This is a genomic window from Streptantibioticus parmotrematis (genome assembly GCF_019890615.1).
Lineage (GTDB): Bacteria > Actinomycetota > Actinomycetes > Streptomycetales > Streptomycetaceae > Streptantibioticus_D > Streptantibioticus_D parmotrematis.
This window is the reverse complement of the sequence record NZ_JAINVZ010000019.1, coordinates 42,336-55,794: the sequence shown is the minus strand read 5'-3', so window position 1 is coordinate 55,794 and position 13,459 is coordinate 42,336. Positions and strand designations below refer to the sequence as shown.

13 protein-coding genes are annotated in these 13,459 nt (G+C 72.5%); 3 read left to right on the top strand and 10 right to left on the bottom strand.

Annotated features, from left to right (window positions below):
- Window positions 1-113: 113 nt before the first annotated feature.
- The 4 genes from K7472_RS23845 to leuA form a co-directional block, all read right to left on the bottom strand.
- Complete coding sequence (locus K7472_RS23845; protein WP_222980596.1) at window positions 114-941, bottom strand: isoprenyl transferase; 828 nt, start codon at window positions 939-941, stop codon at window positions 114-116.
- A 52-nt stretch (window positions 942-993) separates the two neighbouring features.
- On the bottom strand, window positions 994-1,752 hold the full coding sequence (recO, locus tag K7472_RS23840) for a DNA repair protein RecO (RefSeq protein WP_222980595.1): 759 nt from the start codon (window positions 1,750-1,752) through the stop codon (window positions 994-996).
- A gap of 89 nt (window positions 1,753-1,841) precedes the next feature.
- A complete protein-coding gene (locus tag K7472_RS23835) occupies window positions 1,842-2,594 on the bottom strand; it encodes a TerB family tellurite resistance protein (protein WP_222980664.1) in 753 nt (250 codons plus the stop codon).
- 223 nt (window positions 2,595-2,817) lie between these two features.
- On the bottom strand, window positions 2,818-4,584 hold the full coding sequence (gene leuA / locus K7472_RS23830) for a 2-isopropylmalate synthase (protein WP_222980594.1): 1,767 nt from the start codon (window positions 4,582-4,584) through the stop codon (window positions 2,818-2,820).
- 305 nt (window positions 4,585-4,889) lie between these two features.
- On the opposite strand from leuA, the gene K7472_RS23825 reads away from it, so the two are divergent.
- Entirely contained in the window at window positions 4,890-6,038 is a 1,149-nt protein-coding gene (locus tag K7472_RS23825) for a M4 family metallopeptidase (RefSeq protein WP_222980593.1), read from the top strand.
- Window positions 6,039-6,045: 7 nt separating this feature from the next.
- Window positions 6,046-6,300, top strand: coding sequence for a protealysin inhibitor emfourin (locus tag K7472_RS23820; protein ID WP_222980592.1), 255 nt, complete (start codon window positions 6,046-6,048; stop codon window positions 6,298-6,300).
- Window positions 6,301-6,395: 95 nt separating this feature from the next.
- Here K7472_RS23820 and era read toward each other — a convergent pair whose 3' ends face one another.
- The 6 genes from era to K7472_RS23790 form a co-directional block, all read right to left on the bottom strand.
- Complete coding sequence (gene era / locus K7472_RS23815) at window positions 6,396-7,346, bottom strand: GTPase Era (RefSeq protein ID WP_372458034.1); 951 nt, start codon at window positions 7,344-7,346, stop codon at window positions 6,396-6,398.
- Between the two features lie 52 nt (window positions 7,347-7,398).
- Entirely contained in the window at window positions 7,399-7,755 is a 357-nt protein-coding gene (locus tag K7472_RS23810) for a cytidine deaminase-like protein (RefSeq protein ID WP_222980590.1), read from the bottom strand.
- A gap of 46 nt (window positions 7,756-7,801) precedes the next feature.
- Window positions 7,802-9,148 carry a hemolysin family protein gene (locus K7472_RS23805; protein ID WP_222980589.1) on the bottom strand — a complete coding sequence of 449 codons (1,347 nt, stop codon included), beginning with the start codon at window positions 9,146-9,148 and terminating at the stop codon, window positions 7,802-7,804.
- A gap of 5 nt (window positions 9,149-9,153) precedes the next feature.
- Window positions 9,154-9,651, bottom strand: a complete 498-nt coding sequence (ybeY, locus tag K7472_RS23800; protein WP_222980588.1) for an rRNA maturation RNase YbeY — start codon at window positions 9,649-9,651, stop codon at window positions 9,154-9,156.
- A gap of 12 nt (window positions 9,652-9,663) precedes the next feature.
- Window positions 9,664-10,722: a PhoH family protein gene (locus tag K7472_RS23795; protein ID WP_222980587.1), complete on the bottom strand. Its 1,059-nt coding sequence runs from the start codon at window positions 10,720-10,722 to the stop codon at window positions 9,664-9,666.
- Window positions 10,723-10,857: 135 nt separating this feature from the next.
- Entirely contained in the window at window positions 10,858-11,943 is a 1,086-nt protein-coding gene (locus K7472_RS23790; RefSeq protein ID WP_222980586.1) for a carbohydrate kinase family protein, read from the bottom strand.
- A gap of 167 nt (window positions 11,944-12,110) precedes the next feature.
- Here K7472_RS23790 and K7472_RS23785 point away from each other — a divergent pair, with 167 nt between their 5' ends.
- Window positions 12,111-13,424, top strand: a complete 1,314-nt coding sequence (locus tag K7472_RS23785) for a 6-phospho-beta-glucosidase (RefSeq protein ID WP_222980585.1) — start codon at window positions 12,111-12,113, stop codon at window positions 13,422-13,424.
- Window positions 13,425-13,459 lie beyond the last annotated feature (35 nt).

Genomic DNA, 13,459 nt, shown 5'->3' with positions numbered 1-13,459 from the left:
CGTAATGTCAGAACGTTCGGCGAAGGGGCCGCAGCGCGTCCGGACACGCCGAAGGCCCCCGGTGTCCGAAGGGGACGACCGGGGGCCTTCGTACGGGAGGCCGTGCGGGCGGGCTAGCCCTTGCGCAGGCTCTCCACCATCTCGTTGGGGATCGCGCCGCCGAAGCGGCGGTCGCGGGAGGCGTACTCCAGGCAGGCCCGCCACAGGTCGCGGCGGTCGAAGTCCGGCCACAGCACGTCCTGGAAGACCATCTCGGCGTAGGCGGACTGCCAGATCAGGTAGTTGGAGGTGCGCTGCTCGCCGGAGGGCCGCACGAACAGGTCCACGTCGGGCATGTCCGGGTAGTACAGGTACTTGGCGAAGGTGCGCTCGGTGACCTTCGACGGGTCGAGCCGTCCGGCCTTCACGTCGGCCGCCATCGCCGCCGCCGCGTCGGCGATCTCCGCCCGGCCGCCGTAGTTGACGCAGAAGTACAGCGTCATCGCGTCGTTGTCGACGGTCTGCTCCTGGGCGACCTGGAGCTCCTGGACGACCGACTTCCACAGCTTGGGCATCCGCCCGGTCCAGCGGATGCGGATGCCGAGTTCGTCCATCTCGTCGCGGCGGCGGCGGATGACGTCGCGGTTGAAGTTCATCAGGAAGCGCACCTCCTCCGGCGAGCGCTTCCAGTTCTCGGTGGAGAAGGCGTACAGCGAGAGGTTCTTGACGCCCATCTCGATGCAGCCCTTGAGCACGTCCATCACGACGCCCTCGCCGACCCTGTGCCCCTCGGTGCGCGGCAGCCCCCGCTGCTTGGCCCAGCGGCCGTTGCCGTCCATGACCACGGCGACGTGGTTCGGCACCAGTTCGGCGGGGATCTTCGGCGGCCGGGCGCCGGACGGGTGCGGGTCGGGCACCCGGTACTCGCGGCGGTTGCGGCTGAGAATCCCACGACGTGCCATGTGCTCTTTTACCTTCTCCCGTGTACCCGTGTATCCGTGCCCCGCGCGGGGCCTACAGCCCGGCGGACTTCTCGACGAACCGCAGCGACCGCAGGCCCCGCTCCAGGTGCCATTGCAGGTAGGCGGCGACCAGCCCGCTGCCCTCCCGGGCGTGCCGCTCCTCGCAGGAGTCCACGATCCGCCAGTCGCCCGTCAGCAGCGCCCCCAGCAGTTCCATCGACTCCGGAGAGGGTACGACGCTGCCGGGGACCCGGCACTCCCCGCACACCACTCCTCCCGAGGCGACCGAGAAGAACCGGTTCGGCCCGGGCATGCCGCACTGGGCGCACGCCTCGAAGCTCGGCGCGTAGCCGTTGACGGCCAGCGACCGCAGCAGGAAGGCGTCCAGCACCAGCCGGGCGTCGTGTTCGGCGGAGGCGAGCGTGCGCAGCGCGCCCACCAGCAGGAGGTACTGCTGGACGGCCGGCTCCCCCTCGTGGTCGGTGAACCGCTCGGCGGTCTCCAGCATCGCGGTCCCGGCGGTGTAGCGGGCGTAGTCGTCGACGATGCCGCTGCCGTACGCGGCGATCGACTCGACCTGCGTGCACAACGGCAGCCCGCGGCCCACGAGTTCGCCGCCGCGCGCGAAGAACTGCACGTCGACGTGGGAGAACGGCTCCAGCCTGGCCCCGAACTTCGACTTGGTCCGCCGCACCCCCCGCGCGACCGCCCGCACCCTGCCGTGCCGCCGGGTGAGCACCGTGACGATCCGGTCGGCCTCGCCGAGCTTCTGCGTCCGCAGCACCAGGCCGTCGTCACGGAAGAGGGTCATGGGGTCATTGTCGCGCACGGCGGCCCGCGGCCGGGCGGCGAGGGCCGAGGACGGCGGGCCCGCGGATCGGGGCGGCGGGCCTCCCCGGATCAGGACAGCGTGCCGGCCGCCGCCTCCAGCAGGCGGTCGGTGTCCTCCTGGGGGAAGGCCAGCGAGTTCCCGACCGCGGTCAGCACCTCGCGTTCCGCCGCCTGGTACGGGCCGTCCGCCAGGGCGATGCGGGCCGCCTGGAGCAGGACGCGTTCGCGGCCCTGCGGTTCCATGTGCTCGGCCAGCGGGGCCAGCGCCTCGTGCAGCTCGATCGACAGCCAGGTGCCGCAGCCGTCCACCGCGTCGGCGAGCGAGTCGTAGGCGCCCGGCATCCGGCCCTCGTCGGCGGCGAGTGCGGCCAGCAGCCCGATCAGCTGGTCCTCGGTGCAGTCGCTGAACCCGGCGTCGCGCACCGCCTCCAGCGCCGTCTCGCGGGCCGCCCGCGACCCGGCGCCGCCCGCGGTGAGCACGGCGAGGGCGACGGTGTGCACGGCGTCGCGCAGCATGGCGGAGAACCGGCCGGTGGTGGGCGCCTGGAGCGCCTCCAGGCCGAAGCGCTCGCCGCACACCCCGCACTCGGCGACCGTTCCGGCGGAGCCGCGGCGCAGCAGTGGGATGTTGAGGAGCGTCAGGCGGCGGGTCCCGGTGCGACGGCGGTAGTTGCGGTCACCGCCGCAGCCCGGGCAGAAGAACTCGCCGTCACCCTCGGTGTGCCACGTCGTCCGGACGCCCCAGACGTACAGACCCCGGCAGCACAGTTCAAGCGATGACAGGCTCACGGCGCGACCTCCGGCGGCTCGTCCCGGCACGATCACGGACGGCGTGCCGGCGGAAGGGCGACGTGACGCTTACGCGTTCATGGCGAAACATGACGCGACGTGACGTAACGCTCCGGCAACGCTGCCGTGTTGGAGTGATGTTAGCCACACCGTGGGGCGCCGTCAGTACCGCGTACGGGTTCCGGTCGGAAAACGGCCCCGGCGCCCCGCTGCGGTACGGGGGCCGGGGCCGTCGGTGCGAGGGGGAAGTCCCGGGTCAGCCGCGCGTGGCGCGGTTGACCGCGGAGACCACCGCCTTGATCGAGGCGCGGGTGGTGTTGGGGTCGACGCCGATGCCCCACAGCACCTTCCCGTCGATGGCGCACTCGATGTACGAGGCGGCCTGGGCGCTGGCGCCCTCGCTCAGGGTGTGCTCGGAGTAGTCCAGCACCCGGGCGTCCACGCCGATGCCGCTCAGCGCGTCGACGAACGCGGAGATCGGGCCGTTGCCGGTGCCGGTCAGCACGGCTTCGGCGCCGTCCACCACGGCTTCCACGGTGAGCGCGTCGGTGCCGTCGCTGCTGGTGGAGGTCTGCGCGCTGCGCAGCGCGATCCGGCCCCAGGAGGCGCCGTCGACCGGCAGGTACTCGTCCTGGAAGACCGACCAGATCGCGCCCGGGGTGACCTCGCCGCCCTCGGAGTCGGTCTTGGCCTGAATGATCCTCGAGAACTCGATCTGCATCCGGCGGGGCAGGTCCAGCTTGTGCTCGTTCTTCAGGACGTAGGCGACACCGCCCTTGCCGGACTGGGAGTTGACGCGGATGACCGCCTCGTAGGAGCGGCCCACGTCCTTGGGGTCGATGGGCAGGTACGGCACCGCCCACTCGATCTCCTCCACGCCGCGGCCCTGGGCGGCCGCGTCGGCCTCCAGCGCCTCGAAGCCCTTCTTGATGGCGTCCTGGTGGGAGCCGGAGAAGGCGGTGTAGACCAGGTCGCCCGCGTAGGGGTGGCGCGGGTGGACCTCCATCTGGTTGCAGTACTCGGCGGTGCGGCGGATCTCGTCGATCTGCGAGAAGTCGATCATCGGGTCGACGCCCTGGCTGAACAGGTTCATGCCCAGGGTGACCAGGTCGACGTTGCCGGTGCGCTCGCCCTGGCCGAACAGGCAGCCCTCGACGCGGTCGGCGCCGGCCATCACGGCCAGCTCGGCGGCGGCCACCGCGGTGCCGCGGTCGTTGTGCGGGTGGACCGACAGGCACACGTGCTCGCGGCGCGACAGGTTGCGCGACATCCACTCGAAGCGGTCGGCGTGCGTGGAGGGGGTCGAACGCTCCACGGTGGCGGGCAGGTTGAGGATGATCTCGCGGCCGTCCTCCGGCTGCCAGACGTCCATCACGCCCTCGCAGATCTCCAGGGCGAAGTCCAGCTCGGTGTCGGTGAAGATCTCCGGACTGTACTGGTAGCCGAAGACCGTCTCGTCGCCCAGGATCTTGTCGGCGTACTCCATCACCAGACGGGTGCCGTCCACCGCGATCTGCTTGATCTCCTCGCGCCCGCAGCGGAAGACCACCCGGCGGAAGAGCGGCGCGGCCGCGTTGTACAGGTGGACGGTGGCGCGCGGGGCGCCGCGCAGCGACTCGACCGTGCGCTCGATCAGTTCCTCGCGGGCCTGGGTCAGGACGGAGATCGTCACGTCCTCGGGGATCGCGCCGTCCTCGACGATGGAGCGCACGAAGTCGAAATCGGTCTGGCCGGAGGAGGGGAAGCCGACCTCGATCTCCTTGTAGCCCAGGCGCACCAGCAGGTCGAACATGGCGCGCTTGCGGGCCGGGGACATCGGGTCGATCAGCGCCTGGTTGCCGTCCCGCAGGTCGGTGGAGAGCCAGCGCGGCGCCTTGGTGATCCGCCGGTCCGGCCAGGTGCGGTCCGGGATGTCGACGGCCTCGTACGGGCCGTAGCGGTGGATCGGCATGCCGGAGGGACGCTGCCGTACGGTGGCGGCGGTGACGGGCGTGGGGCGGCCGACGGAGGCGGGACTGCTCATGCGGAAGGCTCCTGGAGTCGTTGGGCTCGTAGGACGGCCGACGGCGGCGAGATCGCGCAGCACCGAACTCCGCGGGGAGGGGGTCGGCCTCTACTACAGGCCCTCACCGCGGCGGCTAAGGAGAAGCAGCCCGCATCGCATGATGGGGGAAGCCTAGCCGAGAGGTCCGGCCACGCACAGCGGAAGCCCGGTCCCTCTCAGTATGCAAGACACGAAAGCAACCCCAACCGCCCGGAATCCACTCCATTCCGTCAATCCTGACCACGGCTAGTGACAACTCGACTACAGGGTGCGACATTTCCCTTATGGACTCACTCACGGATCCCCCGCACGCGACCGGCCACGACGTCCGCTCCCGCTCGTTCTGCTCGATCGTCCCCCCGCACCTGCTGCACCGGCTCGCCCAGTCCGCCGACCCCGAACTCCACCTGCCCGCCCGCCTGTCGCTGGAGCTGGACGCCGCGCACCGCAGCCGCCGCCGGGTCACCGGTCACGCGACGGTGGCCCCGGAGGCGATCGCCGCGCGCGCCGACGACACGCCGAAGCGCACCATCTACGACGCCCACCACACCCAGACGCTTCCCGGCTCCGAGGTCCGCGCGGAGGGCGCCGCCGCCACCTCGGACCCCCCGGTCAACCGCGCCTACGACGGCCTCGGCGCCACCTACGACTTCTACCTCGCCGCCTACGGACGCCACTCCGTCGACGGCGCGGGCCTGCCGCTAAATGCCTCGGTGCACTACGGCAGGAAGTACGACAACGCCTTCTGGGACGGCAAGCAGATGGTGTTCGGCGACGGCGACGGCCGGATCTTCAACGACTTCACCATCGCGGTGGACGTCATCGGCCACGAACTCACCCACGGCGTCACGCAGTACACCGCCAATCTCGACTACCAGGGCCAGTCCGGGGCGCTCAACGAGTCGGTCTCCGACGTCTTCGGCTCGCTGATCAAGCAGCGCCACCTCGGCCAGACCGCCGACCGGGCCGACTGGCTGATCGGCGAGGGCCTGCTCGCCACGGGCGTGCACGGGGTCGCGCTGCGCTCGATGAAGGCGCCCGGCACCGCCTACGACGACCCGCGCCTCGGCAAGGACCCGCAGCCCGGCGACATGGCGCACTACGTCGACACCTACGACGACGACGGCGGCGTGCACATCAACTCCGGCATCCCCAACCACGCGTTCTACCTGCTGGCGGCCTCGCTGGGCGGTTTCGCGTGGGAACGCGCCGGCCGGATCTGGTACGACACGCTGACCGGCGGCCGGCTGGCGCACGACGCGGACTTCGCCGCCTTCGCCGCGGCCACCGCCGCCTCGGCGCTGCACCGGTACGGTGACGGTGAGGAGCACCGTGCCGTGCTGGCCGCGTGGCAGGGCGTCGGCGTCACGCCCGCGGCGACCGGCGGTGCGGTGCCGCGTCAGGCGGGCGTGCCCGCCCCCACCACGGAGTGAGGACGCGATGCGGATAGCGGTGACCAGGACGGGCGGCTTCGCGGGGCTGACCCGGCGCGGCGAGCTGGAGACCACCGGCCGGGCGGACGCGCCCCGGCTGAACTCGCTGGCCAGGGACGCCCTTTCGGACCGTACGACGACGAGCGGGGCACCGGACGGGTTCCGCTACGAGATCACGGTGGGCGACCGCACGGTGCGGGTGGACGACCCGCACCTGACCGAAGCCCAACGGGCGCTGATCCGGGCGGTCCTGGAATCCTGACCCGGGGCGGCTTCGGGGGCGGCCCCAACAGGGGCCGTCCTTCCGCCCGTTGGCGTGTCCCCGTGTCCCCGTGCCGCCGTGCCGCCGTGCCGCCGTCAGAAGCCGAGCCTGCGCAGCTGCTTCGGGTCGCGCTGCCAGTCCTTGGCGACCTTGACGTGCAGGTCGAGGAAGACCGGCGTGCCGAGCAGCGCCTCGATGTGCTTGCGGGACTTGCTGCCGACGTCCTTCAGGCGGGCACCCTTGGGGCCGATGACGATGCCCTTCTGGCTGGGGCGCTCGATGTAGATGATGGCGTGCACGTCCAGCAGCGGCCGGTCCGCGGGCCGGTCCTCGCGCGGCAGCATCTCCTCGACCACCACCGCGATGGAGTGCGGCAGTTCGTCCCGTACGCCTTCGAGCGCGGCCTCGCGGATCAGCTCGGCGACCATGACCTGCTCGGGCTCGTCGGTGAGGTCGCCCTCCGGGTAGAGCGCGGGGCCCTCGGGCAGCAGGGGCACGATGAGATCGGTCAGCAGCGACGTCTGCTTGGCGCCTACGGCCGACACCGGCACGATCTCGGCCCACTCGATGCCCAGTTCGCGGCCCAGCTGGTCCACCGCGATCAGCTGCTCGGCCAGCCGCTCGGAGTCCACCAGGTCGGTCTTGGTGACGATGGCGATCTTCGGCGTCTTCCTGATCCCCGCCAGCTCCTTGGCGATGTACTTGTCGCCGGGGCCGATCTTCTGGTCGGCGGGAAGGCAGAAGCCGATGACGTCCACCTCGGCCCACGTGGTGCGCACCACGTCGTTGAGCCGCTCGCCCAGCAGGGTGCGCGGCTTGTGCAGGCCGGGGGTGTCGACCAGCACCAGCTGGGCTTCGGGGCGGTGGACGATGCCGCGCACGGTGTGCCGGGTGGTCTGCGGCCGGTTGGAGGTGATCGCCACCTTCTGGCCGACCAGAGCGTTCGTGAGGGTGGACTTGCCCGCGTTGGGCCGTCCGACGAAGCAGACGAAACCGGACCGGTGCGGGGCATCGACGGAGTGTGTACGAGCGCTCATGCGCACCATTCTCCCCGATGGGCGGGCATGCGGTCGCCGCGTGCCCGCTGCGGCGGCCCGCTCAGACGGTCTCGACGGCGGCCACGGCGCCGTCCGGGCCCGCCCGGAAGACCTTGGTGCCCGGCCCGCCCAGGTCCCGTACGGCGGCCAGGTCCTCGGCGGGCAGCGACGCGGCCTCGGTGACGACGGCGGCGGCCTCCAGCGCCTTCGCGCCGCTGGCGAACGCCATCGCGACGGCGGTGCGCAGCGCGCTCAGCGGCAGCGACGGCAGCCGGACCGAACCGGCGACGTAGGTGCGGCCGGTCTCGTCCCGCACGGCCGCGCCCTCGGGCACGCCGTTCCTGGCCCGCGCGGAACGCGCCAGGGTGAGGATCTTGCGGTCTTCCGGGTCCAGGTCCACGGCTGCGCTGTCGCTCATGCGGGCGAGCATATCCGCGGCCCCGCGCCGCCCGCCCCGCGCCCGATCAGCCCTCGTGCCGTACGCCCTCGTGCCGGGCGTGCTCCGCCTCCTCCAGCGCCTCCTGGGCCTCGCCCGCGTCCACCGGGGCGACCAGCACCGTGCCGATGCGGTTGCGGCGGCCCGCCGGGGTCTCCGCGGTCAGCCGCAGCGCGGCGGGGGCGGGCCCGGGGCCGGACGGCTCGGGCAGCGGGACGACCGCGCTGGCGCCGGGGATCGGCACCCGGCCCAGCGCCTTGGCCAGCAGTCCGCCGACGGTCTCGACGTCCTCGTCGTCCAGCTCCACGCCGTACAGCTCGCCGAGGTCGCCGATGTCGAGGCGGGAGGTGACCCGGTAGCCGCCGCCGTCCAGTTCCTCGACGCCGGGCAGCTCGCGGTCGTACTCGTCGGTGATCTCGCCGACGATCTCCTCCAGGATGTCCTCGATGGTCACCAGCCCGGCCGTGCCGCCGTACTCGTCGACGACCACGGCGACGTGGTTGCGGTCGCGCTGCATCTCGCGCAGCAGGTCACCGGCGTTCTTGGTGTCCGGCACGAAGCTCGCCGGGCGGATCACCGTGGAGACCGGGTCGTTCTCCGTCTCGCGGTTGACGTGCACCCGGCGGGCGAGGTCCTTGAGGTAGACCATGCCGACGACGTCGTCCTCGTTCTCACCGGTCACCGGGATGCGGGAGAAGCCGCTGCGCAGGGCGAGGGTGAGGGCCTGGCGGATGGTCTTGACGCGTTCGATCATCACCAGGTCGGTGCGCGGCACCATCACCTCGCGCACGATGGTGTCGCCGAGTTCGAAGACCGAGTGCACCATGCGGCGCTCCTCGTCCTCGATCAGCGAGTCCTTCTCGGCGAGGTCCACCAGGGCCCGCAGCTCCGCCTCGGAGGCGAACGGGCCCTGCCGGAAGCCCTTGCCGGGGGTGAGCGCGTTGCCGACGAGGATCAGCAGCTTGGGCACCGGGCCCATGATCCCGGCCAGCGGCAGCAGCACGTACGCGGCGGCGGTGGCCGTGTTCAGCGGGTGCTGACGGCCGATGGTGCGCGGCGAGACGCCCACGGCGACGTAACTGACCAGCACCATCACGCCGATGGCGACGACCAGGACTTCCCAGGTGTGGGTGAAGGAGCGGTCCGCGACCACCGTGATGAGCACCGCGGCCGACGTCTCGCACGCCACCCGCACCAGCAGCGCCACGTTGAGGTAGCGCACCGGGTCGGAGGCGACGGCCAGCAGCCGGTCGCCGCCGCGCCGCCCGGTGCGGGCGGCCTCCTCGGCGCGGAACCGGGAGACGCGGGCGAGACCGGCCTCCGCGCAGGCGGCGAGCCAGGCGACGACGATCAGCAGGACGCTTGCGACGACCACGGCGGTCAGTGGGTCGTCGGGGCCGGGGAGGCCCCCTCGACACCGCGCTCGGCGCGCCAGTCGTCCAGGATCGTCTTCTGCAGCCCGAACATCTCGGCCTTCTCGCCCGGCTCCTCGTGGTCGTAGCCGAGCAGGTGCAAGACGCCGTGGACGGTGAGCAGTTGCAGCTCCTCGTCCATCGAGTGCTTCGTCGGCGCGGCCTCGCCCTGCGCCTTGGCCACCTCGGGGCACAGCACGATGTCGCCGAGCAGGCCCTGCGGGGGCTCCTCCTCGTCCTTGCCCGGCGGACGAAGCTCGTCCATCGGGAAGGACATCACGTCGGTGGGGCCCGGCAGGTCCATCCACTGGAGGTGCAGTTGTTCCATGGCGGCGGCGTCCACCACGATCACCGAGAGCTCGGAGAGCGGGTGGATGCGCATGCGCGCCAGGGCGTAACGGGCGGCGTCGAGCACCGACTCCTCGTCGATGTCCCAGCCGGACTCGTTGTTGACGTCGATCGCCATGGTGGCCGTTGTTTACTTTCCGTCGTTCTTGGCGCGGCCGGTGCGGCCGCGCTCTGCGCCGCGGCCGGCATCGGAGCCGCCCCGGTCGTCGTAGGCCTCGTAGGCGTCCACGATGCGTCCTACCAGCTTGTGGCGGACCACGTCGGTGCTGGTCAAGCGGGAGAAGTGGACGTCCTCGACGCCGTCGAGGATCTGCTGGACCTCGCGCAGGCCGCTCTTGGTGCCGCCGGGCAGGTCGATCTGGGTGACGTCACCGGTGACGACGATCTTGGAGTCGAAGCCGAGGCGGGTCAGGAACATCTTCATCTGCTCGGCCGAGGTGTTCTGCGCCTCGTCCAGGATGATGAACGCGTCGTTGAGCGTGCGACCGCGCATATAAGCCAGCGGGGCGACCTCGATGGTGCCCGCGGCCATCAGGCGCGGGATGGAGTCGGGGTCGATCATGTCGTGCAGCGCGTCGTAGAGCGGGCGCAGGTAGGGGTCGATCTTCTCGTAGAGCGTGCCGGGCAGGAAGCCGAGGCGCTCGCCGGCCTCGACCGCGGGGCGGGTCAGGATGATCCGGTTGACCTGCTTGGACTGGAGGGCCTGGACGGCCTTGGCCATGGCCAGGTAGGTCTTGCCGGTGCCGGCCGGGCCGATGCCGAAGACGACGGTGTGCTTGTCGATGGCGTCGACGTAGCGCTTCTGGTTGAGCGTCTTGGGGCGGATCGTGCGGCCCCGGTTGGACAGGATGTTCTGGGTGAGGACCTGGGCGGGGGTCTCGCCCTCGCCGTCGTCGCTCCTGCGGAGCATGGCGATCGACCGCTCCACCGCGTCCTCCGTCATCGGTTGGCCGGCGCGCAGCACCAGCATCATCTCGTCGAAGAGCCGCTGCACCAGGGCGACTTCGGCCGCGTCCCCGGTGGCGCTGACCTCGTTGCCGCGCACGTGGATGTCCACGGCGGGGAAGGCGGCCTCGATCACGCGCAGGAGGGAGTCACCGGATCCGAGGACGGTGACCATGGGGTGCTTGGCCGGTACGACGAAGTGGGCGCGGGCCTGCGTCTGCTGCTGCGTCGGTGTCTGTGTCATGGGCCGGCTCTATGGCCTTCTCGTCCCGCCTTCGTCTCTTCGTCGCGTCGCGTGGGCCTTGGGTACCAAGGGTACGACGGTACGGGGGTGGTGGCCGAGGGGTTTAGCCCCGCGAGGCCGCGCGCCGTCGGCCGCTCACGCCCGCCGGAAGCCGATCGTCGGCACCGCACGCCGCAGCGGCCACGGCCTCGCCCCGGCCGGCAGCAGGCGGTCGAGGAACGCGTAGCGCCGCAGCGCCTCGCGGTCCTGGTCGTCGTAGGCCTTGGCGTGCTGCCACCAGGCGGCGACCTCGACCCACCCGGGGGCGGACAGCGAGCCGCCGAACTCCTGCACCGACAGCGCGGCGGTCAGGCTCGCGAAGGCCAGCCGGTCGGCGAGCGGCCAGCCCGCGAGCGTGCCGGTGAGGAAGCCCGCCACGAAGACGTCCCCGGCGCCGGTCGGGTCGAGGGCGTCCACCGTCAGCGCGGGCACCGTCGCGGTCTCGCCGCGCGCGGAGTCCACCGCGTAAGCGCCCTCCGCGCCGAGCGTCACCACGGCCAGCGGCACCCGTTCGGCGAGCTTGGCGGCGGCACGCCGGGGGCAGTCGGTGCGGGTGTAGCGCATCGCCTCGGCCGCGTTGGGCAGGAAGGCGTCGCAGTGCGCGAGGTCGGCGAGGTCGTCGGGGTCCCAGCGGCCGGACTCGTCCCAGCCGACGTCGGCGAAGACCCGGCTGCCGCGCCGGGCGGCGGTGGCGATCCACTCCTGGCGGGTGCCGGGGGTGAGCGAGGCGACGCAGGCCCGGGCGGACGGCGGGACCTGCGGCGCGGGCTCCTCGGGCGGCGGCGCCTCGTGGCCGTGGCTGACCATGGTGCGTTCGCCCTCGTACGCCATCGAGACGGTCACCGGGGAGTGCCAGCCGGGCACCCGGCGCGAGAGCGCGAGGTCGATGCCCTCGTCGCGCTCCAGGCACTCCCAGCAGTGGTCGCCGTACATGTCGTCGCCGAAGGCGGCCGCCAGCGAGGTGCGCAGGCCGAGCCGGGCCAGCGCGGTGGCCATGTTGGCGATGCCGCCGGGGCCGGAGCCCATGCCGCGCGCCCACGACTCGGTGCCGCGCACCGGCGCGCTGTCCAGGCCGGTGAAGATGATGTCCAGGAACACGGTCCCGGTCAGGTAGACGTCCGTCGCGGGGTCGCCGGGGGCGCGCAGCGCGGCGAGCGGGTCGAGGGTGGACGGGACGGCCACGGCGGTGCTCCTTCCGGCGCGGTCCGGACGCCGGTCGGCGCCCGGGGCGGATGGCCTGGTGCTGGACACTGTGCCTGATGACGACGGTACGTAGGTGACGGCACGATGACAGCGGGCCCGGCGGTACCGGTGCCCGGCGTGCGCATCGTGGGGAAGGCGGTGTCGGAGTGAGGTTGACGATCCTGGGCGGCGGAGGTTTCCGGGTACCTCTGGTGTACCGCGCTCTGCTCGGCGGCGGATCCGTCTCGGAGGTGACGCTGTACGACGAGGACCGCACGCGGCTGTCGGTGATCGCCTCGGTGCTGGCCGCGCAGGCGGCGGGCGCGTCGCGGGCACCGGCGGTGCGGATCGCGACCGGCCTCGACGACGCGCTGCGCGGCGCGGACTTCGTCTTCTCGGCGATCCGGGTGGGCGGCATGGCGGGCCGGGCGTGCGACGAGCGGATCCCGTTGTCCGAAGGGGTGTTGGGGCAGGAGACGGTGGGCGCGGGCGGCGTGCTGTACGGGCTGCGCACGCTCCCGGTGGCGCACCGGATCGCCGAGCGGGTGGCGGCGGTGGCGCCGGACGCCTGGGTGATCAACTTCACCAATCCGGCGGGCATGGTGACCGAGGCGATGCGGGCGGTGCTGGGCGAGCGGGTGATCGGGATCTGCGACTCGCCGGTGGGCCTGGTGCGGCGGGCGACCCGGGCGGCGGGCGCGGACCCGGACGCGGTGTCGTACGACTACGTGGGGCTCAACCACCTCGGCTGGCTGCGGCGCCTGGAGGACGGATCGGGGCGGGACCTGCTGCCCGGGCTGCTGGCGGACGACGCGGCGCTGGGCGGCTTCGAGGAGGGCAGGCTCTTCGGCGCCGAGTGGCTGCGGACGCTGGGCGCGATCCCCAACGAGTACCTGCACTACTACTACTTCACCCGGGAGGCGCTGGCGGCGGCGCGGTCGGGGGAGACGACGCGCGGGGAGTTCCTGGCCGGGCAGCAGGCGCGGTTCTTCTCCGGTGCGGCGGCGGCCCCGGCGCGGGCGTACGGGCTGTGGGAGGGCACCCGGCTGGAGCGCGAGGAGACCTACATGGCCGAGAGCCGTGAGGCGTCCGGCGGCTGGCAGCGTGACGCGCTGGATCTGGAGGGCGGCGGCTACGACCAGGTGGCGCTGGCGCTGATGCGGGCGATCAGCCGGGACGAGCGCACCCGATTGATCCTCGACGTCCGCAACGGCGGCGCGGTCGGCGCGCTGGACGACGACGCGGTCGTGGAGGTGGTCTGCGAGGTCGGCGCGGACGGCGCCCGGCCGCTGCCGGTGGCGGCGCCGGACGAGCACCAGGCGGGGATGATGCTCGCGGTCAAGGCGGTCGAGCGGGCCACCATCGCGGCGGCGCGGACCGGTTCGCGCCGTGACGCGCTGCGCGCGCTGGCGCTGCACCCGCTGGTCGACTCGGCGGCGGTGGCGGCGCGCATCCTGGACCGGGCGGGCGCGTGGGCGTAGCCGGTGGCCCGCGCCGGGCCCCTGGGCGCCCGGCG

Bases quoted from the DNA above. Each gene is read 5' to 3' on its own strand.
- K7472_RS23795 (WP_222980587.1), bottom strand. From the start codon at position 10,722: ATGACACAGACACCGACGCAGCAGCAGACGCAGGCCCGCGCCCACTTC.
- recO (WP_222980595.1), bottom strand. From the start codon at position 1,752: ATGACCCTCTTCCGTGACGACGGCCTGGTGCTGCGGACGCAGAAGCTC.
- K7472_RS23845 (WP_222980596.1), bottom strand. From the start codon at position 941: ATGGCACGTCGTGGGATTCTCAGCCGCAACCGCCGCGAGTACCGGGTG.
- era (WP_372458034.1), bottom strand. From the start codon at position 7,346: ATGGTGCGCATGAGCGCTCGTACACACTCCGTCGATGCCCCGCACCGG.
- K7472_RS23820 (WP_222980592.1), top strand. From the start codon at position 6,046: ATGCGGATAGCGGTGACCAGGACGGGCGGCTTCGCGGGGCTGACCCGG.
- K7472_RS23825 (WP_222980593.1), top strand. From the start codon at position 4,890: ATGGACTCACTCACGGATCCCCCGCACGCGACCGGCCACGACGTCCGC.
- K7472_RS23810 (WP_222980590.1), bottom strand. From the start codon at position 7,755: ATGAGCGACAGCGCAGCCGTGGACCTGGACCCGGAAGACCGCAAGATC.
- ybeY (WP_222980588.1), bottom strand. From the start codon at position 9,651: ATGGCGATCGACGTCAACAACGAGTCCGGCTGGGACATCGACGAGGAG.
- leuA (WP_222980594.1), bottom strand. From the start codon at position 4,584: ATGAGCAGTCCCGCCTCCGTCGGCCGCCCCACGCCCGTCACCGCCGCC.